Annotated in this window: 33 protein-coding genes; 1 reads left to right on the top strand and 32 read right to left on the bottom strand. The window is 69.2% G+C overall.

The window, feature by feature from the left end; all coding sequences use genetic code 11:
• Nucleotides 1–131: 131 nt before the first annotated feature.
• Both rpsI and rplM read right to left on the bottom strand, forming a co-directional pair.
• Nucleotides 132–641, bottom strand: a complete 510-nt coding sequence (rpsI, locus tag BUE45_RS24810; protein ID WP_073382370.1) for a 30S ribosomal protein S9 — start codon at nucleotides 639–641, stop codon at nucleotides 132–134.
• A gap of 35 nt (nucleotides 642–676) precedes the next feature.
• Nucleotides 677–1,126 carry a 50S ribosomal protein L13 gene (gene rplM / locus BUE45_RS24805; protein WP_073382445.1) on the bottom strand — a complete coding sequence of 150 codons (450 nt, stop codon included), beginning with the start codon at nucleotides 1,124–1,126 and terminating at the stop codon, nucleotides 677–679.
• Nucleotides 1,127–2,334: 1,208 nt separating this feature from the next.
• Here rplM and BUE45_RS24795 point away from each other — a divergent pair.
• Entirely contained in the window at nucleotides 2,335–3,291 is a 957-nt protein-coding gene (locus tag BUE45_RS24795) for a hypothetical protein (protein WP_073382362.1), read from the top strand.
• A gap of 191 nt (nucleotides 3,292–3,482) precedes the next feature.
• Here BUE45_RS24795 and truA read toward each other — a convergent pair whose 3' ends face one another.
• The 30 genes from truA to rplD all read right to left on the bottom strand — a co-directional run bounded on the left by truA (nucleotide 3,483) and on the right by rplD (nucleotide 20,448).
• Complete coding sequence (gene truA, locus BUE45_RS24790) at nucleotides 3,483–4,331, bottom strand: tRNA pseudouridine(38-40) synthase TruA (protein ID WP_073382442.1); 849 nt, start codon at nucleotides 4,329–4,331, stop codon at nucleotides 3,483–3,485.
• Between the two features lie 123 nt (nucleotides 4,332–4,454).
• Nucleotides 4,455–4,943, bottom strand: a complete 489-nt coding sequence (gene rplQ / locus BUE45_RS24785; protein WP_073382360.1) for a 50S ribosomal protein L17 — start codon at nucleotides 4,941–4,943, stop codon at nucleotides 4,455–4,457.
• A gap of 65 nt (nucleotides 4,944–5,008) precedes the next feature.
• Complete coding sequence (locus BUE45_RS24780; RefSeq protein WP_073382357.1) at nucleotides 5,009–6,031, bottom strand: DNA-directed RNA polymerase subunit alpha; 1,023 nt, start codon at nucleotides 6,029–6,031, stop codon at nucleotides 5,009–5,011.
• A gap of 188 nt (nucleotides 6,032–6,219) precedes the next feature.
• Nucleotides 6,220–6,624: a 30S ribosomal protein S11 gene (rpsK, locus tag BUE45_RS24775; RefSeq protein ID WP_013156138.1), complete on the bottom strand. Its 405-nt coding sequence runs from the start codon at nucleotides 6,622–6,624 to the stop codon at nucleotides 6,220–6,222.
• A gap of 66 nt (nucleotides 6,625–6,690) precedes the next feature.
• On the bottom strand, nucleotides 6,691–7,071 hold the full coding sequence (gene rpsM, locus BUE45_RS24770; RefSeq protein WP_073382356.1) for a 30S ribosomal protein S13: 381 nt from the start codon (nucleotides 7,069–7,071) through the stop codon (nucleotides 6,691–6,693).
• Nucleotides 7,072–7,301: 230 nt separating this feature from the next.
• Nucleotides 7,302–7,415 carry a 50S ribosomal protein L36 gene (gene rpmJ, locus BUE45_RS24765; protein ID WP_073382354.1) on the bottom strand — a complete coding sequence of 38 codons (114 nt, stop codon included), beginning with the start codon at nucleotides 7,413–7,415 and terminating at the stop codon, nucleotides 7,302–7,304.
• A 46-nt stretch (nucleotides 7,416–7,461) separates the two neighbouring features.
• Complete coding sequence (gene infA / locus BUE45_RS24760) at nucleotides 7,462–7,683, bottom strand: translation initiation factor IF-1 (protein WP_013156135.1); 222 nt, start codon at nucleotides 7,681–7,683, stop codon at nucleotides 7,462–7,464.
• Nucleotides 7,684–8,020: 337 nt separating this feature from the next.
• Entirely contained in the window at nucleotides 8,021–8,485 is a 465-nt protein-coding gene (locus BUE45_RS24755) for a DUF1707 domain-containing protein (protein ID WP_073382353.1), read from the bottom strand.
• Nucleotides 8,486–8,549: 64 nt separating this feature from the next.
• The gene (gene map, locus BUE45_RS24750; protein ID WP_073382351.1) at nucleotides 8,550–9,371 is read right to left on the bottom strand and encodes a type I methionyl aminopeptidase; all 822 of its coding nucleotides are present in this window, start codon (nucleotides 9,369–9,371) and stop codon (nucleotides 8,550–8,552) included.
• On the bottom strand, nucleotides 9,371–10,033 hold the full coding sequence (locus BUE45_RS24745) for an adenylate kinase (protein ID WP_178378644.1): 663 nt from the start codon (nucleotides 10,031–10,033) through the stop codon (nucleotides 9,371–9,373). The genes map and BUE45_RS24745 overlap by 1 nt, the downstream gene beginning before the upstream one ends.
• Nucleotides 10,034–11,350 (bottom strand): preprotein translocase subunit SecY, encoded by a 1,317-nt coding sequence (secY, locus tag BUE45_RS24740; protein ID WP_073382347.1) that lies wholly within the window; start codon nucleotides 11,348–11,350, stop codon nucleotides 10,034–10,036.
• 282 nt (nucleotides 11,351–11,632) lie between these two features.
• Complete coding sequence (gene rplO, locus BUE45_RS24735) at nucleotides 11,633–12,097, bottom strand: 50S ribosomal protein L15 (RefSeq protein WP_073382345.1); 465 nt, start codon at nucleotides 12,095–12,097, stop codon at nucleotides 11,633–11,635.
• Nucleotides 12,094–12,279: a 50S ribosomal protein L30 gene (gene rpmD, locus BUE45_RS24730; protein ID WP_073382342.1), complete on the bottom strand. Its 186-nt coding sequence runs from the start codon at nucleotides 12,277–12,279 to the stop codon at nucleotides 12,094–12,096. Before rpmD ends, rplO begins: the two co-directional genes overlap by 4 nt.
• A 2-nt stretch (nucleotides 12,280–12,281) precedes the next feature.
• Nucleotides 12,282–12,884, bottom strand: a complete 603-nt coding sequence (gene rpsE, locus BUE45_RS24725; protein ID WP_073382340.1) for a 30S ribosomal protein S5 — start codon at nucleotides 12,882–12,884, stop codon at nucleotides 12,282–12,284.
• Between the two features lie 51 nt (nucleotides 12,885–12,935).
• Entirely contained in the window at nucleotides 12,936–13,316 is a 381-nt protein-coding gene (gene rplR / locus BUE45_RS24720) for a 50S ribosomal protein L18 (protein WP_073382337.1), read from the bottom strand.
• 2 nt (nucleotides 13,317–13,318) lie between these two features.
• Entirely contained in the window at nucleotides 13,319–13,858 is a 540-nt protein-coding gene (rplF, locus tag BUE45_RS24715; protein WP_073382336.1) for a 50S ribosomal protein L6, read from the bottom strand.
• An 18-nt stretch (nucleotides 13,859–13,876) separates the two neighbouring features.
• Complete coding sequence (gene rpsH / locus BUE45_RS24710) at nucleotides 13,877–14,275, bottom strand: 30S ribosomal protein S8 (RefSeq protein ID WP_073382439.1); 399 nt, start codon at nucleotides 14,273–14,275, stop codon at nucleotides 13,877–13,879.
• Nucleotides 14,276–14,550: 275 nt separating this feature from the next.
• Nucleotides 14,551–14,736: a type Z 30S ribosomal protein S14 gene (locus BUE45_RS24705; protein WP_073382333.1), complete on the bottom strand. Its 186-nt coding sequence runs from the start codon at nucleotides 14,734–14,736 to the stop codon at nucleotides 14,551–14,553.
• Between the two features lie 13 nt (nucleotides 14,737–14,749).
• Nucleotides 14,750–15,325: a 50S ribosomal protein L5 gene (gene rplE, locus BUE45_RS24700; RefSeq protein WP_073382331.1), complete on the bottom strand. Its 576-nt coding sequence runs from the start codon at nucleotides 15,323–15,325 to the stop codon at nucleotides 14,750–14,752.
• On the bottom strand, nucleotides 15,325–15,630 hold the full coding sequence (gene rplX / locus BUE45_RS24695; protein WP_073382328.1) for a 50S ribosomal protein L24: 306 nt from the start codon (nucleotides 15,628–15,630) through the stop codon (nucleotides 15,325–15,327). Before rplX ends, rplE begins: the two co-directional genes overlap by 1 nt.
• A 3-nt stretch (nucleotides 15,631–15,633) precedes the next feature.
• Entirely contained in the window at nucleotides 15,634–16,002 is a 369-nt protein-coding gene (rplN, locus tag BUE45_RS24690) for a 50S ribosomal protein L14 (RefSeq protein ID WP_013156121.1), read from the bottom strand.
• 105 nt (nucleotides 16,003–16,107) lie between these two features.
• Nucleotides 16,108–16,380 carry a 30S ribosomal protein S17 gene (gene rpsQ / locus BUE45_RS24685; RefSeq protein WP_073382327.1) on the bottom strand — a complete coding sequence of 91 codons (273 nt, stop codon included), beginning with the start codon at nucleotides 16,378–16,380 and terminating at the stop codon, nucleotides 16,108–16,110.
• Nucleotides 16,377–16,631: a 50S ribosomal protein L29 gene (rpmC, locus tag BUE45_RS24680; RefSeq protein WP_073382437.1), complete on the bottom strand. Its 255-nt coding sequence runs from the start codon at nucleotides 16,629–16,631 to the stop codon at nucleotides 16,377–16,379. Before rpmC ends, rpsQ begins: the two co-directional genes overlap by 4 nt.
• The gene (gene rplP / locus BUE45_RS24675) at nucleotides 16,631–17,044 is read right to left on the bottom strand and encodes a 50S ribosomal protein L16 (RefSeq protein ID WP_073382324.1); all 414 of its coding nucleotides are present in this window, start codon (nucleotides 17,042–17,044) and stop codon (nucleotides 16,631–16,633) included. The genes rpmC and rplP overlap by 1 nt, the downstream gene beginning before the upstream one ends.
• Nucleotides 17,045–17,047: 3 nt before the next feature.
• Nucleotides 17,048–17,857: a 30S ribosomal protein S3 gene (gene rpsC, locus BUE45_RS24670; RefSeq protein ID WP_073382322.1), complete on the bottom strand. Its 810-nt coding sequence runs from the start codon at nucleotides 17,855–17,857 to the stop codon at nucleotides 17,048–17,050.
• Nucleotides 17,857–18,225 (bottom strand): 50S ribosomal protein L22, encoded by a 369-nt coding sequence (rplV, locus tag BUE45_RS24665; protein WP_073382319.1) that lies wholly within the window; start codon nucleotides 18,223–18,225, stop codon nucleotides 17,857–17,859. Before rplV ends, rpsC begins: the two co-directional genes overlap by 1 nt.
• A 75-nt stretch (nucleotides 18,226–18,300) precedes the next feature.
• Nucleotides 18,301–18,579, bottom strand: a complete 279-nt coding sequence (gene rpsS, locus BUE45_RS24660) for a 30S ribosomal protein S19 (RefSeq protein ID WP_073382317.1) — start codon at nucleotides 18,577–18,579, stop codon at nucleotides 18,301–18,303.
• A gap of 12 nt (nucleotides 18,580–18,591) precedes the next feature.
• The gene (gene rplB, locus BUE45_RS24655) at nucleotides 18,592–19,431 is read right to left on the bottom strand and encodes a 50S ribosomal protein L2 (RefSeq protein WP_073382314.1); all 840 of its coding nucleotides are present in this window, start codon (nucleotides 19,429–19,431) and stop codon (nucleotides 18,592–18,594) included.
• Between the two features lie 55 nt (nucleotides 19,432–19,486).
• Nucleotides 19,487–19,777: a 50S ribosomal protein L23 gene (rplW, locus tag BUE45_RS24650; RefSeq protein WP_073382312.1), complete on the bottom strand. Its 291-nt coding sequence runs from the start codon at nucleotides 19,775–19,777 to the stop codon at nucleotides 19,487–19,489.
• Nucleotides 19,774–20,448, bottom strand: a complete 675-nt coding sequence (gene rplD, locus BUE45_RS24645) for a 50S ribosomal protein L4 (protein ID WP_073382309.1) — start codon at nucleotides 20,446–20,448, stop codon at nucleotides 19,774–19,776. Before rplD ends, rplW begins: the two co-directional genes overlap by 4 nt.
• Nucleotides 20,449–20,450: the final 2 nt, after the last annotated feature.

The following is a 20,450-nucleotide window of genomic DNA, read 5'->3' as shown; positions in this document are numbered from 1 at the left end:
GCCGCGTCCGGCGCCGAGAAGATCAGTGTGACCGACAAGCCACGTGAAAAGGAAAGACCCGTACGACGCCCCCGGTGGCGGGGACGACGTACGGGTCGGGGCTCAGCCGAGCACGGGCCGGCGCATGAGCCTTAGCGCTTGGAGAACTGCGGCGCCTTGCGGGCCTTCTTGAGACCGGCCTTCTTGCGCTCCACCTCGCGGGCGTCGCGGGTGAGGAAGCCGGCCTTCTTCAGGGTCGGGCGGTTGTTCTCCGGGTCCAGGGACGCCAGCGCACGGGCGATGCCGTGGCGCAGGGCGCCGGCCTGGCCGCTGGGGCCGCCGCCGCTCATCCGGGCGAAGACGTCGTAGGCGCCCTCGAACCCGAGCGAGACGAAGGGCTCCTTGATGGTCTGCTGGTGGACCTTGTCCGGGAAGTAGACCTCGAGCGGCTTGCCGTTGATCTTCCACTCACCCGCGCCGGGCGCGATGCGCACGCGGGCGATGGCCGTCTTGCGGCGGCCGGTGCCGGCGCTGGGGCCGGAAGCGGTCGGCACGTAGGCCGCGACCGTCTCATCGGACTCGCTCGTGTACTCGGAGGGGAACTCCTCCGGGTTCTCGGCGTACTCCTGCTCGATGTCTTCGATACCGGTGGGCTCGACCACGGTTCTCCTCGTGTTTCTGTGAAGCTCGCGAACGCCTAGGCGGGCTGCTGGATCTTGCTGATTTCGAACGGAACCGGCTGCTGGGCCTGGTGCGGGTGCTCCGAACCGGAGTACACCTTCAGCTTCTTGGCCATCTGGCGGCCGAGAGAGCCCTTGGGCAGCATGCCCTTGACGGCCTTCTCGATGGCCCGCTCGGGGTTCTTCTCCAGCAGCTCGGCGTAGCCGACGGAACGGAGGCCGCCGGGGTAGCCGGAGTGCCGGTAGGCCCGCTTCTGCTCCAGCTTCTTGCCCGTCAGGGCGACCTTGTCGGCGTTCACGACGATCACGAAGTCGCCGGTGTCGATGTGGGGCGCGTAGTACGGCTTGTGCTTGCCCCGGAGAAGCGTGGCAACCTGGCTCGCCATACGCCCGAGCACGAGATCGGTGGCGTCGACGACGTGCCACTGACGCTGAACATCGTTTGGTTTGGGGCTGTAGGTGCGCACGATCGTTTGCCTTCGCTCTTCAGTCGGCTGCCCCATCCCCCTGGTTCGGGATGGTGGACTCGTATTACGAAACACACCCGCGGGCGCGGGGCGTTTGGACCGGACGTCCCGTGCCACATCGTCAGGACGATCCGGTGGTGAGTGCGCAGACGATGGTGCGTGTATCGGCACCGGGAATCAGTGGATATCCCGGGGCCCACGGCAACTCAGACGCACGACGGAATATCCTACTGGCCACCGTCGCGCAGGTCAAAGCCAGCGGTTGGGGCAGACCGGCAGGACCACGCTCGGCGGGGAAAGCGCCGGCACGGGGTCACATCCGTGACCTCTCCGCCTTTCATTATGCCCGTTGCGCGGAGTGCTTCGTCCTTTCCGTGCCCGGGGGTTGGCTACCCTTGCACCGAAAGGCCGGTATCCGCCCGGTACGACGGGCGCCGACGAGATGACCGTCACCCCGGCACGCCGGCGGATACACCGCGGGCACGGGCTTTGGTCACGTCCCATCCCCAACGCCTCCGGAGACTCCCATCAGTACCCATCCGAACCCGCCTCAGTACGGTCCCGACGGTCCGGAGCCCGGTGACGGCCAAGACCTTCTCGGCTCCCCCCACCACTACCCGTCCGGACCGCAGGCGCCGCAGGGCGGACGGCCCCTCCCCGGACACGCCGCCCCCTCCGGGCCGCAGGCGCAGAACCCCCCCTACCCCCCGAGCGGACCGCAGCAGGGCTTCCCCGGCCACCAGGCCGCCCCGGTCCCGCAGACGCCGCAGGGGCCGCCGCAGGGGCCGCCCGGAGCCCCCGGCCCGCACTCGGGCCCCCAGGCGCCCCAGCCCCCGTACGGCGCGCCCCCGGGCGCCCGGCCCGGACAGTTCCCGGGCGGGGCCCCCCGCCCGCTGCCCCCCGGCGCGCCGCAGCCGCCCGGCCAGACGCAGGGCGGACCGCTGCCCGGCCATCCGCAGGGCGCCCCGCTGCCGCCGCACCAGACCCAGGGCGGACCGCTGCCCGGCCAGCCGCAGGGCGCCCCGCTGCCGCCCCACCAGACCCAGGGCGGCCCCCTGCCCGGCCAGGTCCCGGGCGGCCGTCCGCCCGGCCACCAGCCCCAGCAGCTCCCCCCGGCGCCCCCGTACGCCGCGCCCACCGGCGGCCAGCCGTCGATGGCCCCGCGCCCACCGGGGCCGCAGGGCCCCCAGGTCCCCCAGGGGCAGCCGATGGGCCCCGGCCCGGGCCAGCTCCCCCCGGCCCCTCCCTACAACGCGCCGACCGGCGGGCAGCCGCCCCTGGCGCCGATGCCGGGCGCTCCCCTGCCCCCGCCCGCTCCCGAGCCGGTGTTCCCGCCCGACGCCATGGGCGCCACCCAGCACATCGCCGCCGTCCCCGCGGGGCGCGGCGACAACCGGCCGATGTTCCGGGACGAGGTGCCCGAGGACGCCGGCGCGGACACCGCCCAGTTCGACGTCCGGGCGATGAACGACTACGACGGGTACGACGACGGCGGCTACGACGAGGACTACGACCGCTACGACGACTCCAAGGGCAAGCGCCGCAGGGCCCTGATGATCGGCGGCTTCGCCGCCGCCCTCGTGGTCGTCGGCGGCGGGACCTTCCTCTTCGCCAGCGGCGGCCTGGGCGGCTCCCAGGACAACGCCGCCACGGTCGCCAGCGAGGAGGACGACCCGGGGGCGCTGGCCTCCGACGCCCTCTTCCCGGAGACCCTGGAGATCGAGGGCCAGGGCTCGTTCACCCGGGTGGCCGTCGACGACGTCGAGGACTGCGCCGCCGGCGCCCACGGCGACTACGGCGCCGTGCTGGCGGACAACGGCTGCGGCCAGCTGGTCCGCGCCTCCTACCTCAGCGAGGACGAGGGGCAGGCCGTCACCGTGGGCGTCGCCGCGATGGACGACGCCGACGGCGCCGCCGCCGCCCTGGGGGCGCAGAGCCTGGAGGACGCCCAGTGGTTCGCCGGGCTGCCCGGCGAGGAGGGCACCCCCGCCGAGCGCCTGGGCCACGCGGGCGGCCACGGCAGCGGCGGCCAGTGGGGCCGCTACCTCCTCTTCTCCCTCGCCACCAACAGCGACGGCGGGGCGGAGGGGGCCGAGGGACTGGCCCCGGTCAGCGAGGGCTTCCTGGAGGAGGCCCACACGAGGCTGACCGAGGACCGCGGCTGACCCGTACGCACGCAGAAGGGGACGTCCGGCCGGACGTCCCCTTCTCCGTTCCCCGGCCGGGGCGGGCTCTGCGGACGGCCGCACCCGGCCTCGCGCCCCGGCCGGACGACCCCCGGACCGGACGACCCCCGCAGGACGGCTCCTCGGCCGCGCCGGGCAGCACCCGACCGCACGGCCCCGCGGCGCCGCCCTCAGGCCGAGTGGCCGGCGCAGGGCAGCTCGCGGACCCGGCGGGTGGCGGAGGCGCGGGCGGCGAGCTCCGCGTCGGCCGGGTAGCGCACCTCTTCCAGGCTCAGCCCCTGGGGGCCGACCACGTGCACGGCCGGCTCGCGCACCCCGGCGCCCAGCACCCGGGCGGGCCAGTCGACCCCGCGGCGGCCGTCCCCGACGGCCAGCAGCGCGCCGACCAGGGCCCGGACCATGTTGTGGCAGAAGGCGTCCGCCTGGATCGTGCCGTGCAGCAGGTGGTCGTCCACCCGCTCCCACTCCAGGCGCAGCAGCTCCCGGATGGTGGTGGCGCCCTCGCGCTTCTTGCAGAACGCCGCGAAGTCGTGCTCCCCGCGCAGCAGCCGGGCCGCCTCGTTCATGCGGTCCGCGTCCAGGGGGTTCTTGTGCCAGAGCACGTCCCGGCGCAGCAGCGGGTCCACTCCGTAGGGGGCGTCGCTCACCCGGTACAGGTAGCGGCGGAACAGCGGGGAGAAGCGCGCGTCGAACCCGGGGGGCGCCGGGCGGGCGGCGGACACCCGCACGTCCGGCGGCAGCACCCCGGCCAGGCGCCGCAGCACCCGCTCCCCCTCGCGCTCCCACGTCCCCGCGGGGACGTCGGCCTGGGCGACCTGGCCGCGCGCGTGCACCCCGGCGTCGGTGCGCCCGGCGCAGGTCAGGGAGACCGCGGGCAGGCGCAGCACCCGGGCCAGCGCCGACTCCAGCTCCCCCTGCACGGTGCGCCGGGTCGGCTGCACCGCCCACCCGGAGAAGTCCGTGCCGTCGTAGGCCACGTCGAACCGGATCCGGATCACCGGCTCCGGCACCTCGTTCATCTCGTCCGTCACTTCGGTCCCCTCGACACCTCGGGAGAGAACACGAGTGCCCGACCCCAGCGGGATCGGGCACTCGTCCGGTCGGTGTGCACCCGGGATGCGCCCGCGTGCGTCACGCCCGACCTACTTGCTCTCGGAGCTCTCCTCGGCCGGGGCCTCGGCGGCCTCGGTGGCCTCCGCGGTCTCCTGGACCTCGGTCTCCTCGGCCTTGGTCTCCTCGACCGGCTCGGCCGGAGCGGCGGCCGGCCTGGCGGCCAGGGCGTCGACCAGCTCGATGACCGCCATCGGGGCGTTGTCACCCTTGCGCGGACCGATCTTGGTGATGCGGGTGTAGCCGCCGGGGCGGTTCTCGAAGCGCGGGCCGATCTCGGTGAACAGCTCGTGCACCACGGACTTGTCCGTGATCTTGGTCAGCACCTGGCGGCGGGCGTGCAGGTCGCCGCGCTTGCCGAGGGTGATGAGCTTCTCCGCGTAGGGGCGAAGGCGCTTGGCCTTGGCCTCCGTGGTGCGGATGCGGCCGTGCTGGAACAGCGAGGTGGCGAGGTTCGCCAGGATGTGCCGCTCGTGCGCGGGCCCGGAACCCAGACGGGCGCCCTTGGTAGGCGTGGGCATGGTGTCGTTCTCCTAGTGATGCGGTCCACGGCCGCACTCGGCCGGGGACCATGGGGCGACGAAGGTCAGTACTGCTCCGTCTCGACGAAGGACTCGCCCTCGTCGTCCTCGGAGCCGAAGGAGTCGGCCGCGGTGCCGGGGTCGAATCCGGGCGGGGAGTCCTTCAGCGACAGGCCCATGTCGACGAGCTTCTGCTTCACCTCGTCGATGGACTTGGCACCGAAGTTGCGGATGTCCAACAGGTCCTGCTCGGATCGGGCAACCAGCTCGCCAACGCTGTGGATGCCCTCACGCTTGAGGCAGTTGTAGGAACGGACCGTGAGGTTGAGGTCCTCGATCGGCAGCGCCAGGTCGGCCGCCAGGGCGGCGTCCGTCGGCGACGGGCCCATGTCGATGCCCTCGGCGTCGACGTTGAGCTCGCGGGCCAGACCGAACAGCTCCACCAGCGTCTTACCGGCGCTCGCCACGGCGTCGCGGGGACGGATGGCGGGCTTGGTCTCGATGTCGACGATCAGGCGGTCGAAGTCGGTGCGCTGCTCGACTCGGGTGGCCTCGACCTTGTAGGTCACACGCAGGACCGGGGAGTAGATGGAGTCGATCGGGATCCGACCGATCTCCTGCCCGGCCTGCTTGTTCTGCGTCGCCGAGACGTAGCCGCGGCCGCGCTCGACCGTCAGCTCCATCTCCAGCTTGCCCTTGCCGTTGAGCGTGGCGATGTGCAGGTCGGGGTTGTGCACCTCGACACCGGCCGGCGGAGCGATGTCCGCGGCGGTCACCACACCCGGGCCCTGCTTGCGCAGGTACATCAGCACCGGCTCGTCGTGCTCGGAGCTGACGACCAGGCCCTTGAGGTTGAGGATCATCTCCGTGACGTCCTCCTTGACGCCGGGCACGGTGGTGAACTCGTGCTCGACGCCCTCGATCCGGATGCTGGTGACGGCCGCACCCGGGATGGAGGAGAGGAGGGTCCTGCGCAGAGAGTTTCCGATGGTGTAGCCGAAGCCCGGCTCCAGCGGCTCGATGACGAACTTCGAGCGCAGGTCGGAGATCGGCTCCTCGGTCAGCGTGGGTCGCTGTGCGATCAGCATGGTCCGTATTTCCCTTCCACATGGCCGCCCGCTATTTGACGGCCACCGGACGGGCACCCGCGGGGTGCCCGTGTTCCCACTCGGATTCCTACCCGGCCCGCGCGGTCCCGGATCATCTCCGGGCCCGGCGCGGGTTCAAGCGCGGCGGGGCGCCCGCGCGGATAGGACCGCGGGCGCCTCGGCCGGGATCAGACCCGGCGGCGCTTGGGCGGACGGCAGCCGTTGTGCGGCACCGGGGTGACGTCCTGGATCGAGCCGACCTCCAGCCCGGTCGCCTGGAGCGAGCGGATGGCGGTCTCGCGGCCCGAGCCCGGACCCTTCACGAAGACGTCCACCTTGCGGACGCCGTGCTCCTGCGCGCGGCGGGCGGCGGCCTCGGCGGCCATCTGCGCGGCGTAGGGGGTCGACTTGCGCGAACCCTTGAAGCCCACCTGGCCGGAGCTGGCCCACGAGATCACGGCACCGGTCGGGTCCGTGATGCTCACGATCGTGTTGTTGAACGTGCTCTTGATGTGAGCGTGTCCGTGGACAATGTTCTTCTTTTCCTTGCGGCGCACCTTGCGCGCGGCACCCTGACGGCCCTTAGGCGGCATGAGCGAAACTCCCAGAGATCATCGGTCCGTTGTTCTTCTCGGACGCGGTCGAATGGTCCGAGCGGACTACTTCTTACCGGCCTTCTTCTTACCGGCCACGGTCTTCTTCTTGCCCTTGCGGGTGCGCGCGTTGGTCTGGGTGCGCTGGCCGCGGACCGGGAGGCCGCGGCGGTGGCGGATGCCCTGGTAGCTGCCGATCTCCATCTTGCGACGGATGTCGCCCTGCACCTCGCGGCGCAGGTCACCCTCGACCTGGTAGTTCGCGCCGATCCACTCGCGCAGCTTGACCAGGTCCTCTTCGGACAGCTGGTAGACGCGGGTGTTGCCGTCGACACCGGTTTCCTTCAGGGTCTCGAGCGCGCGGGTGCGGCCGATCCCGAAGATGTACGTGAGAGCGATCTCCACCCGCTTGTCGCGGGGAAGGTCGACGCCTTCAATACGTGCCATGTGGGCGAAACTCCATCCATGCCTTCGCGGAGGTCTGACCCGCTCCACCCTCTCGTCGCCCAATCGACGAGGCCCCGGCCTCCGACCGGGGGTTCTCCCCGGGCCGGCCGCGTCGCGCGGCACCCGGAGATCGGAGCAGGTTGTTCACTTGAGAAAACTCGGCCCCGCACCGGGGAAGAACTCCCCCGATCGGGTCCATGCGGCGTGCGCCGCGGCCGGCGGGCCGGGTGTTAGCCCTGGCGCTGCTTGTGCCGCGGGTCCGCGCAGATGACCATGATCCGACGGTTGCGACGGATCACGCGGCACTTCGCGCAGATCTTCTTGACGCTCGGCTTGACCTTCATGGTGACTCCGAACTCGGAGCCGTCCCGGCCGTGAGGCCCGGACGGTCTACTTGTAGCGGTAAACGATGCGCCCGCGCGTGAGGTCGTACGGGCTCAGCTCCACGACGACGCGGTCGTCGGGGAGAATGCGGATGTAGTTCATCCGCATCTTGCCGCTGATGTGGGCAAGGACTTGGTGCCCGTTGTCGAGCTCTACCTTGAACATCGCGTTGGGTAGGGACTCGACAACGGAGCCCTCGATCTCGATGGCGCCGTCTTTCTTGGCCATGTCCTCCACGCCTCGCTCATCAACTGGTCGATCATGACAACCCGACGCGACCCCGGTGCCCCTTCACACGACGTGAAGGCACCGACGACGGGGGGAACCCGCGTCGCCGACACCGAGGACACTGGAAGTTCGGGCCAACTGCAAGGAGCGGTACGTCTCTGGAGGGACGTGGCGCGAAGAAGGCAGACTGACCCAACAGCCCGCGTATGGGCAAGGACAGTCTATCCCCTCGCGGCAACCACTCCGGACCGGCGATCCGCGCGGCCCCCCGGCTCAACGCCCCGGCCGGCCGTTCTCTTCCCCGGGCCCGCTCCGGCCCCGGCGCCCGCGGCCCGGGTCAGCCCTCTTCCAGCTCGTCCCGGCGGCCCCGGCCCGAGGCCAGCACGCCGACGGTGGCGACGCCCATCACGATCCCCCAGGGCCCCAGGACCCACAGGAACCACGGGTACTGGTAGTCGGTGGTCAGGAACAGGATGAGCCAGATCACGAAGCACAGCACGTTGACCCCGGCGTAGAGCATCCAGGGCACCATCAGAGCGGGGTCGCGCAGGGTCAGCACCGGGACCGGGGCCCCCTCGTCCCGGCGGGGGGCCGCGCCGCGGACCTCCGCCAGGTCGCGCTCGGGGAGGTCCCGCGTGACCACCTGGAGCTCGTCCACGGTCCGCGCCTTGTACGCGCGGCCCAGCCGCTCGGTGAACTCCTCGTGGTCCAGGCGGCCCTGCGCGAAGTGCTCCTGGAGGAGCTGCGCGACACGATCGCGGTCGGCGTCGGACGTACGGGTCGACGGAACCGGGTCGGACACTGCGCACCTCGCATCCCGTGAGTGCTGCCGTCCCCCGCGCCGTGCGGCGGAAGCCGGGCCCGGCCTACCGGTCGGGCTGGACGAACCCCATGCTGGAGATCTTATCCCGGTCCGATTCGCGCGCGGTGAGCACGAGCGGCCCCTCCGCGGTGATCGCCACGGAATGTTCGAAATGCGCGGCCCGCTTGCCGTCCCGGGTCACGACCGTCCAGCCGTCGTCGAGCTGGACGACGTCCTCGCGGCCCAGGGTGGCCATGGGCTCGATGGCCAGGCACATGCCCTCCACGAGCCGCAGGCCCTTGCCCCGGCGCCCGTGGTTGAGGACGTGCGGCTCCATGTGCATCTCGGTGCCGATGCCGTGGCCCCCGTACTCGCGCACGTTGCCGTAGCCGCCGTTGGAGGAGATGTAGTGGTCGATCGCGTGGCCGATGTCGCCCAGGCGCCTGCCGGGCCGCAGCTCGGCGATGCCCCGCCACATCGACTCCTCGCAGACCTCCATCATCCGCAGGTCCTCGGGGCGGGCCTCGCCGACCGCGACGGTGATCGCGGAGTCGCCGTGCCAGCCGTTCAGGACGGCGCCGCAGTCGATGGAGACGACGTCGCCCTCGGCCAGCACCCGGTCGGCCCGGGGGATGCCGTGGACGACCTCCTCGTTGACCGAGGCGCAGATGGAGCCGGTGAAGCCGTGGTAGCCCTTGAACGAGGGGGTCGCACCCGCGTCGCGGATGACCTTCTCGGCCATCGCGTCGAGGTCGAGGGTGGACACCCCGGGCCGCACCGCGGCCCGGAGGGTGTCCAGCGCGCGGGCCACGACCCGGCCCGCCTCCCGCATCAGGGCGATCTGCTCCGGCGTCTTGACCTGCACGCCGTTCGCCTTGCCGAACATCAGGACCCGGCCCCGGCCTTGCCCTCGATGGCGGCCATGGCCCGGCCGGACACCTCGGCCACGGGACCCGTGGCCGCGATGGTGGCCAGCAGGCCCTCCTTCTCGTAGTACTCCACGAGCGGGGCGGTCTGCTCCCGGTAGACCTTCAGCCGGTGGCGGATGGTCTCCTCGCGGTCGTCGTCGCGCTGGTACAGCGCGGCGCCGTCGTCGTCGCAGCGGCCCTCCGCCTTGGGGGGGTCGTACTCGACGTGGTAGACGCGGCCGCACTGCGGACACGAGCGGCGGCCCGAGAGCCGGCGGACGACCTCGTCCTCGTCGACCCGCAGTTCCAGGACGACGTCGAGCCGGGTGTCCAGGTCGCGGAGCATGCCCTTGAGCGTCTCCGCCTGGGGGACGTTGCGGGGGAACCCGTCGAGCAGGAACCCACCGACCGCGTCCTCCTGGGCGAGGCGGTCCTTGACCATGGCGTTGGTGACCTCGTCGGGGACGAGGTCACCGCGGTCCATGTACTCCTTGGCCTTCTTGCCGAGTTCCGTGCCACCGCTGACGTTGGCCCGGAAGATGTCACCGGTGGACACCTTCGGGATCGACAGCTCGGCCGCGAGGATCTGGGCCTGGGTGCCCTTGCCGGCCCCAGGCGGCCCCACCAATACAGCGCGCATTTATCGCAGAAAACCTTCGTAGTTCCTCTGCTGGAGGTGACTCTCGATCTGCTTCACCGTGTCCAGCCCGACACCGACCATGATCAGGATGCTCGTACCGCCGAACGGGAAGTTCGCGCTGGCGGCGCCGGTGGCGCCCAGGGCGACCATCGGCAGCAGAGCGATCACACCCAGGTACAGAGATCCGGGAGTCGTCAGCCGGGTGAGCACGAAGTCGAGGTACTCGGCGGTCGGACGCCCTGGTCGGATACCCGGGATGAAACCACCGTACTTCTTCATGTTGTCGGCCACTTCAGTGGGGTTGAAGGTAATCGCGACGTAGAAGAACGCGAAACCGACGATCATCACGAAGAAGGTGACCATGTACACGGGGTGCGTACCCGTGAGGAAGTACGTGGAGACGAAGTTCACCACGCGGTTGTCCGAGTCCTGGCCCAGGAGGCCGACCAGGAGCTGGGGGAGGTACAGCAGCGAGGAGGCGAAGATGACGGGGATGATGCCCGCCTGGTTCACCTTGAGCGGGATGTAGGTCGAGCTGCCCCCGTACATCCGGCGGCCCACCATGCGCTTGGCGTACTGGACCGGGATGCGGCGCTGGGCCTGCTCCATGAACACCACGGCGGCGATCAGGGCCAGGCCGGCGATGCAGATGACCGTGAAGATCCAGATCGAGCGCTCCTGGAAGAGGCTCATGATCGAGGCGGGGAACATCGCGACGACCTGGGTGAAGATCAGGAGCGACATGCCGTTGCCCACGCCGCGCTCGGTGATGAGCTCACCGAACCACATGATGATGCAGGTGCCGGCGGTCATCACGAAGACGATCGTCACCAGGGTGAGGATGTCCTGGTTGGGCATGTAGGAGCTGACCGGGATGGCCCCCTGGAACAGGGCGCCCGTCCGGGCCATGGCGACGATGCTGGTGGCCTGGAGGACCGCGAGCATCAGCGTCAGGTAACGGGTGTACTGGGTGATCTTGCTCTGCCCGGCCTGGCCCTCCTTCTTGAGGGCCTCCAGGCGGGGAATGACCACCGTCAGCAGGTTGATGATGATGCTCGCGGTGATATAGGGCATCACACCGAGCGCGAACACCGCCAGTTGCAGGAGGGCGCCACCACTGAACAGGTTGACGAGCGCGTACACACCGGACTGGTCGCCCGACGTGATGATCTCCATCTGGTCCCGGATCGCGGCCGAGTCGATACCCGGCGCGGGGATCACCGAACCCAGACGGAACAGCGTCAGGATGAACAGTGTGAACAGCAACTTGTTACGCAGGTCGGGCGTGCGGAATGCACGAACGAACGCACCTAGCACGTCTCCTCCTGCGCGGCTTCGGCGGCGGAACGGATTCCAGACATCGCGGCCGATCCTGAATCGTCGTTGAACGGCAGCCCCGGGCGGTGGCCCGGTGCTCGGAAGTACTCACACTACGTCAAGCGGTGAGGTCAAACAGATGGCACTGTAACAGCCATCACCGTGCTATTGAGTTCGTGAGTCATAACGATCACCACTCGCAAGCACGCGGGGCGCCCGCCGGTCCGATCGTTCGCCGATCGGCCCGGACGGGCGCCCCTGTGTGCGCATGCGGGTTGACCCCTACAGCTCGGTGACGGTGCCACCGGCCGCGGTGATCTTCTCCTTCGCCGAGGCGGAGAACGCGTCAACGCTCACCTGCACGGCGACGGTGATCTCACCGGTGCCCAGCACCTTGACGAGCTCGTTCTTGCGAACGGCGCCCTTGGCCACCAGCGTCTGCACGGTGACCTCGCCGCCCTCGGGGAACAGCTCGCTCAGGCGGTCCAGGTTGACGACCTGGTAGGTCTTCCTGAACCGGGCGTTGCTGAAGCCCTTGAGCTTGGGGACCCGGCGGATGAGGGGCATCTGCCCGCCCTCGAAGCCGGGACGGACGGTGTTACGAGCCTTGGTGCCCTTGGTGCCGCGACCGGCGGTCTTGCCCTTGGACGCCTCGCCGCGACCCTTGCGGATCTTGGCCTTGTTGGCGCCCGGGGCGGGCCGCAGGTGGTGCAGCTTGAGCAGCTCGTCGGGGTTGTAGTCGCTCATTCCGCGACCTCCTCGACAGTGACCAGGTGCGAGACGATCGTGAGCTGGCCGCGCACCTCGGGACGGTCCTCACGGACGGTGGACTTGCCGATCCGGCCAAGGCCGAGCGACTGGAGAGCAGCGTGCTGCTTCTTCTTGCCGCCGATCTTGGAACGGGTCTGCGTGATCTTGAGCTTGGCCATGGTCAGGCTCCTGCCTTCGCCTCAGCGCGAGCGCGCAGCATGGCGGCCGGGGCGACGTCCTCGATCGGCAGGCCACGACGGGCGGCGATCTCCTCGGGCTGGTTGAGGCCCTTGAGAGCGGCGACCGTGGCGTGCACGATGTTCAGCGGGTTGGACGACCCGAGCGACTTGCTCAGGATGTCGTGGATACCGGCGCACTCCAGGACGGCGCGCACGGGACCGCCGGCGATGACGCCGGTACCCGGGGCGGCCGGACGGAGCAGGACGACGCCGGCGGCGGCCTCACCCTGGACCCGGTGCGTGATCGTGCCCTGGATGCGGGGGACGCGGAAGAAGTTCTTCTTCGCCTCCTCGACACCCTTGGCGATCGCGGCCGGGACCTCCTTGGCCTTGCCGTAACCCACACCGACCATGCCGTTGCCGTCGCCGACGACGACCAGGGCGGTGAAGGAGAAGCGACGGCCGCCCTTGACGACCTTCGCGACCCGGTTGATGGTCACGACCTTCTCGATGTAGGAGACACCCTTGTCTGCGGCGCCGCCGCGGCGATCGTCACGGCGATCACGCCGCTCGCCACCGGCGCCGCGCCGCGGTGCTGCAGCCATCAGTGGTTCCTCTTCTCGTGGTTGATCTCAGCCTTTACACAGGTCATACGCCTAGAACTCCAGCCCGCCCTCGCGCGCCGCGTCGGCGAGCTTGGCGATCCGGCCGGCGTACTGGAAACCGCCGCGGTCGAAGACCACGGTGGAGACGCCGGCGGCCTTGGCGCGCTCGGCGATGAGACGGCCCACCTCGGCGGACTTGTCCGACTTGCTGCCCTCGAAGGAGCGCAGGTCGGTCTCAACGCTGGAGGCGGCCACCAGGGTGTGCCCCTGGACGTCGTCGATGACCTGGGCGACGATGTGCTTGGAGGAGCGGAACACGGCCAGGCGCGGGCGCTCGGCGGTGCCGAAGATCTTCTTGCGCACGCGGAACTGGCGACGTGCACGCGAGGTCGCGCGCTTGGCGGTCCGCTTGCGGGCCACGGTGATACCCATGCCTACTTACCAGCCTTTCCGGCCTTGCGGCGGATGTGCTCACCCTGGTACCGCACGCCCTTGGCCTTGTACGGGTCGGGCTTGCGCAGACTGCGGATGTTCGCCGCGACCTGACCCACGAGCTGCTTGTCGATGCCCTCGACGTGGAGGATCGTCGGCTTCTCCACGCGGAAGGTGATGCCCTCCGGGGGCTCCACCACGACCGGGTGGCTGTAGCCCAGCGAGAACTCCAGGTTGGAGCCGCGGGCCTGGACGCGGTAACCGACGCCGTGGATCTCCAAGGTCTTGGCGTACCCCTTGGAGACGCCCTCGACCAGGTTGGCCAGCAGCGCACGGGTGAGCCCGTGCAGCGAGCGGTTCTCCGGCTTGTCGTCCGGGCGGGACACCGTGACGACGCCCTCGGCGTCCTTCCCCACGGTGATCGGCTCGGAGACGGTGTGCTTCAGTTCGCCCTTCGGCCCCTTGACAGTGACGTCTTGCCCGTTAATCGTGACTTCGACGCCCTTGGGGGCCGAGATCGGCAGTCGACCGATACGCGACATGCTTCAATCTCTCCCTGGTTACCAGACGTAGGCGAGGACTTCGCCGCCAACGCCGTTCTTCTTGGCCTGCTTGTCCGTCATCAGGCCACCGGACGTCGAAATGATCGCCACGCCGAGGCCACCCAGGACCCGGGGCAGGTTCTCCTTCTTGGCGTACACGCGCAGACCGGGCTTGGAGACCCGGCGGATGCCCGCGATCGAACGCTCCCGGGTGGGGCCGTACTTCAGGTCGAGGACGAGGCTCTTGCCCACCTGGGCGTCCTCGCTCCTCCAGCCCTGGATGAAGCCCTCCTGCTGGAGGATCTCGGCGATGTGCGCCTTGATCTTGGAATACGGCATTCCCACGGTGTCGTGGTAAGCCGAGTTCGCGTTACGCAGACGCGTCAGCATGTCTGCGATCGGGTCGGTCATCGTCATGGCCGACTGGCCCTTCCTCACCGCGGTTTCCGTGTGCGGGTCTTTCCAGAACCCGTTCCCCGCGGGAAACCGCGGAGAGGCACGACCGGACCTTCGGCGTGGTCGTGGGCACCGCCGTCCCTCGCGGGACTGCCGTGCCCTGATTGGTTGACTTCATGTCGGACCGCCCCCGTGCGGGGACGGACACTTCTGTGCGGCGCCGGGGGGCGCCTCGGGGGGCCGAACCCCGCACACGCCGTCTCAGGGGGACGGGCGCGGGTCGGCCCCGCCGGGGACTACCAGCTCGACTTGGTGATACCGGGCAGCTCGCCCCGGTGCGCCATCTCGCGGAAGCAGATACGGCACAGGCCGAACTTCCGGAAGACGGCGCGCGGGCGGCCGCACCGCGAGCATCGAGTATACGCGCGAACGCCGAACTTCGGCTTCCGCTGCGACTTGGCGATCAGAGCCTTCTTAGCCATGTGTGCTTACCCCTCAGGCTTCCTTGAACGGGAAACCGAGCCGCTTGAGCAGGCTGCGGCCCTGGTCGTCGTTGATCGCGCTGGTGACGACGGTGATGTCCATCCCACGCACGCGGTCGACCTTGTCCGGGTCCACCTCGTGGAACATGACCTGCTCGGTCAGACCGAAGGTGTAGTTGCCGTTCCCGTCGAACTGCTTCGGGGACAGGCCTCGGAAGTCCCGGATACGGGGCAGCGCCAGGGAGAGCAGCCGGTCGAGGAACTCCCACATCCGGTCGCCGCGCAGCGTGACGCTGGCGCCGATCGGCTGGCCCTCGCGCAGCTTGAACTGCGCGATGGAGTTCTTCGCCCGGTTGACCCGCGGCTTCTGCCCGGTGATCGCCGACAGGTCGGCGATCGCGCCCTGGATGAGCTTCGCGTCACGCGCCGCCTCGCCGACACCCATGTTGACCACGATCTTCGTGAGACCGGGGACCTGCATGATGTTGGCGATGCCGTGCTCGTCCTTGAGGGCCGGAACGATCTCGTTCCGGTACTTCTCCTTGAGACGCGGCATCGGCGGGGCCGTGATGTCGTTGGTAACCGTCATCAGATGTCCTTACCGGTGCGGCGGGAGACGCGAACCTTGGTTCCGTCTTCCTCGAAGCGGTAGCCCACCCGGGCGGCCTTGCCGTCTTCCACGAGCGAGACGTTGCTCACGTGGATCGGGGCCTCCTTGGTGACGACCTCGCCCTGCTGGCCGCCCGCCGGGTTGGCCTTCCTGTGCTTCTTGACCAGGTTGACGCCCTCGACGACGACACGGTCCTCCTTGGGCAGGGCCTTGACGACCTTGCCCGTGGCACCCTTGTCCTTGCCGGCGATGACGATGACCTCGTCGCCAGATTTGATCTTCATCGCCTACAGCACCTCCGGCGCAAGCGAAATGATGCGCATGTACTTCTTGTCCCGCAGCTCGCGGCCCACCGGGCCGAAGATACGGGTGCCTCGCGGGTCCCCACCGTCCTTGATGAGCACGGCAGCGTTCTCATCGAAGCGGATGTAGGAGCCGTCGGGCCGGCGGCGCTCCTTGACGGTGCGCACGACAACGGCCTTGACGACGTCGCCCTTCTTGACTCCAGCGCCAGGCAGGGCGTCCTTCACCGTGGCGACGATCGTGTCGCCGATCCCGGCGTAGCGCCGACCCGAGCCACCGAGAACACGGATGGTGAGAATCTCCTTCGCACCCGTGTTGTCGGCGACCTTGAGTCGCGACTCCTGCTGAATCACGTCTGCTCCTGATGTGATGCGTGCGGTCCACTGCCGCACGGCTAGGTGGTCTGCACCCCTCGCGCCGGCGGCCGACAACGGATGTCGGCCGCCGACAGGCTGGGGTTACTTAGCCTTCTCCAGGATCTCCACGACGCGCCAACGCTTCGTCGCGGAGAGCGGCCGCGTCTCCATCACTCGGACACGGTCGCCGACGCCGCAGGAGTTCGCCTCGTCGTGCGCCTTGTACTTGGTCGTACGGCGGATGACCTTGCCGTACAGGGCGTGCTTCACACGGTCCTCGACCTCGACGACGACGGTCTTGTCCATCTTGTCGCTGACGACGTAGCCTTCGCGGACCTTGCGGTAGTTGCGCGCCTCGGTCTGGTTCTCACTCATTCGGCTGCTTCCTTCGACTCCTGCGCCGACTCACCAGACAGCGGGGCGATGCCCAGCTCGTGCTCGCGCAGGATCGTGTAGATCCGCGCGATCTCGCGCTTCACGGTGCGCAGGCGGCTGTGGTTGTCGAGCTGACCGGTCGCGGCCTGGAAGCGGAGGTTGAAGAGTTCAGCCTTGGCCTCCTTGAGCTTCTCGGCCAGGTCCTCGACGGACTGGTCGCGGAGCTCCTGGGCAGTCACGGACTTGGCCATCACTCCCCCTCCCGCTTAACGAACTTGCACTTCATCGGGAGCTTGTGCATCGCACGGCGCATGGCCTCCTTGGCCACGTCCTCGGGCACGCCCGACAGCTCGAACATCACACGACCGGGCTTGACCGGCGCGACCCACCACTCCGGGGAACCCTTACCGGAGCCCATGCGGACCTCGGCGGGCTTCTTGGTCAGCGGGCGGTCCGGGAAGATGTTGATCCAGACCTTGCCGCCGCGCTTGATGTGACGCGTCATGGCGATACGAGCGGACTCGATCTGCCGGTTGGTCACGTAAGCCGACTCCAGGGCCTGGATGCCGAACTCACCGAAGTTGACGGTCGTGCCGCCCTTGGCCTTGCCGCGCAGGTCGGGGTGGTGCTGCTTGCGGTACTTGACCTTACGAGGAATAAGCACTGGTCAGCTCCCCTCGGACTGAGCGGACTCGGCCGGGGCCTTGGCCTCGGCGTTCTGCGGCTGAGCGCCGCCGGCGGCACCGCCGCGACGACGGCGCTGCGGGCGCTCGCGGCGCTGACCGCCGCCACCGCCGCCGCCACCGCCGGCGGAGCGCTGCGCGGCCTGGGCCGCCTCGCGCTCGGCGCGGGTCGCCGGAGCGTCACCCTTGTAGATCCAGACCTTCACACCGATGCGGCCGAACGTCGTACGGGCCTCGAAGAAGCCGTAGTCGATGTCGGCGCGCAGGGTGTGCAGCGGCACGCGACCCTCGCGGTAGAACTCCGAGCGGGACATCTCGGCCCCGCCCAGACGGCCACCGCACTGGATCCGGATGCCCTTGGCACCGGACTTGATCGCGCTCTGCATGGCCTTGCGCATCGCGCGGCGGAACGCCACACGGCTGCCGAGCTGCTCGGCGACGCCCTGGGCGACCAGCTGCGCGTCGACCTCCGGGTTCTTGACCTCGAAGACGTTCAGCTGGACCTGCTTGGAGGTCAGCTTCTCGAGGTCGGTCCGGATGCGGTCGGCCTCCACGCCGCGGCGGCCGATGACGATGCCCGGCCGGGCGGTGTAGACGTCGACGCGGACGCGGTCACGGGTGCGCTCGATCTCGACCTTGGAGATGCCCGCGCGCTCCATGCCGCGGGTCAGCATCCGCCGGATCGCGACGTCTTCCTTGACGTAGTCCTTGTAGGACTTGTCGGCGTACCACCGGCTCTTGAAGTCGGTGGTGATGCCGAGGCGGAACCCGTGCGGGTTAACCTTCTGCCCCACTATCGGGTCCTTTCCTTGGTCTTGGACGAAGCGCCCGAGCGCTCGGCGACGACCACGGTGATGTGGCTCGTACGCTTGGTCACCCGGAATGCCCGGCCGAAGCCACGGGGCCGAATGCGCTTCAGGGTCGGACCCTCGTCCACCCACGCGCCCTCGACGACCAGCGACTCACGGTCCAGCTTGTCGTTGTGCTCAGCGTTGGCGATGGCACTGGCCAGTACCTTGCCAACAGGCTCGCTAGCCGACTGGGGCGCGAACCGGAGCACCGCCTGTGCCTCGTCAGCGGGCAACCCGCGAATAAGGTCCACCACCCGGCGGGCCTTCCGGGGCGTAACACGGACGAACCGTGCCTGTGCCCTCGTTCCCATCGCTTTTCCCTCGCTCACGGAAATTCATCCCCACTCACCGTGGAGAACGTGGTTCTTACTGCCTGCTGCAACCGACTAACGGCGGCTACGGCGGTCTTCCTTGACGTGGCTGCGGAAAGTACGCGTGGGAGCGAACTCGCCGAGCTTGTGGCCGACCATGGACTCGGACACGAACACGGGGACGTGCTTGCGACCGTCGTGGACGGCGATGGTGTGGCCGATCATCTCCGGGATGATCATGGACCGACGGGACCACGTCTTGATGACGTTCTTGGTGTTCGCCTCGTTCTGCGTCTCCACCTTCTTGAGAAGGTGGTCGTCGACGAACGGGCCCTTCTTCAGGCTACGTGGCATCAGACGTGCTCCTTACCGCTTCTTCTTACCGCTACGCCGACGCCGAACGATCAACTTGTCGCTGGCCTTGTTCTTGGCCCGGGTCCGGCCTTCCTTCTTGCCCCACGGGCTGACCGGGTGGCGACCACCCGAGGTCTTGCCCTCGCCACCGCCGTGCGGGTGGTCGACGGGGTTCATGACCACACCGCGGACGGTCGGGCGCTTGCCCTTCCACCGCGAGCGGCCGGCCTTGCCCCAGTTGATGTTGGACTGCTCGGCGTTGCCCACCTGGCCGACGGTCGCGCGGCAGGAGATCTCCACCATGCGCATTTCGCCGGAGGGCATGCGCAGCGTGGCGTAACGTCCCTCCTTGGCGAGGAGCTGGATCTGCGTACCAGCGGAGCGGCCCAGCTTGGCACCGCCGCCCGGCTTCAGCTCGACCGCGTGCACGAACGTACCCGTGGGGATGTTGCGCAGCGGGAGGCAGTTGCCCGGCTTGATGTCGGACTGGGGGCCGTTCTCGACGCGGTCGCCCTGCTTGAGGCCGGCGGGCGCGAGAATGTAGCGCTTCTCACCGTCCACGTAGTGGAGGAGGGCGATGCGCGCGGTGCGGTTGGGGTCGTACTCGATGTGAGCGACCTTGGCCGGCACCCCGTCCTTGTCGTGGCGACGGAAGTCGATCACGCGGTAGGCGCGCTTGTGACCGCCGCCCTGGTGGCGGGCGGTGATCCGGCCGTGGCCGTTGCGGCCGCCCTTGGAGTGGAGCGGACGGACCAGGGACTTCTCCGGCTCCGAGCGCGTGATCTCGACGAAGTCGCTCACGCTGGAACCGCGACGACCCGGTGTCGTCGGCTTGTACTTACGAATGCCCATCTTCTTCGTGCATTCCTTTACGTGTTACTGGTGTGGAGCGGTCAGACCGGATCAGCTAGCGACCGAAGATGTCGATCTGCTGGCCGTCCGCGACACTGACGATCGCGCGCTTGGTGTCAGGGCGCTTGCCGTACCCGAAGCGGGTGCGCTTGCGCTTGCCCTTGCGGTTGATCGTGTTCACAGCGGTGACCTCGACCTCGAAGATCTCCTTGATGGCGATCTTGATCTGGGTCTTGTTGGCGTCCGGGTGAACGACGAACGTGTACTTGTTCTCGTCCATGAGCCCGTAGCTCTTCTCCGAGATCACCGGCTCGATGATGATGTCCCGCGGGTCGGGGATCCTCACTGGTCGTCCTCCTCGGACTGAGCAGCGGCCTTGGCGGCGCCGGAGGCGTGAGCCAGGAACTCGGTGTAGCCCGCCTCGGTGAACACGATGTCGTCCGAGTAGAGGACGTCGTAGGTGTTCACCTGGTCGGCGTCGAGGATGTGCACCTCTTCGAGGTTGCGCAGAGCACGTCGGTTGTGCTCGTCCTCGCGCGCCAGGACGACCAGGACCTTGTCGGACTCGGTCACCTGGCGCAGCGCCTTGAGGGCGGTCTGCGTGAGCTTCGCGTCGGCGTCCTCGGCCACGAAGTGGCTGATGACGTGGATGCGGCCGTGGCGCGCCCGGTCGGAGAGGGCACCGCGCAGGGCGGCGGCCTTCATCTTCTTCGGGGTGCGCTGGCTGTAGTCGCGGGGCTGGGGCCCGTGGACCGTGCCACCGCCGGTGTACTGAGGAGCGCGGATGGAGCCCTGGCGGGCGCGACCCGTGCCCTTCTGGCGGTACGGCTTCTTACCACCGCCGCGGACCTCGCCGCGGGTCTTGGTCGCGTGGGTGCCCTGGCGGCCGGCGGCCAGCTGGGCGTTCACGACCTGGTGGATCAGCGGGATGCTGACCTGCTGGGCGAAGACGCTCTCCGGCAGCTCGACGCTGCCCTCGGCGCCGCCCGCGGGGTTCTTGACCTCGATCTGGGCCATGG

Origin of the sequence: Nocardiopsis flavescens (assembly GCF_900141985.1) — a bacterium.
GTDB lineage: Bacteria > Actinomycetota > Actinomycetes > Streptosporangiales > Streptosporangiaceae > Nocardiopsis > Nocardiopsis flavescens.
This window is presented reverse-complemented; position numbering and strand designations above follow the sequence as displayed.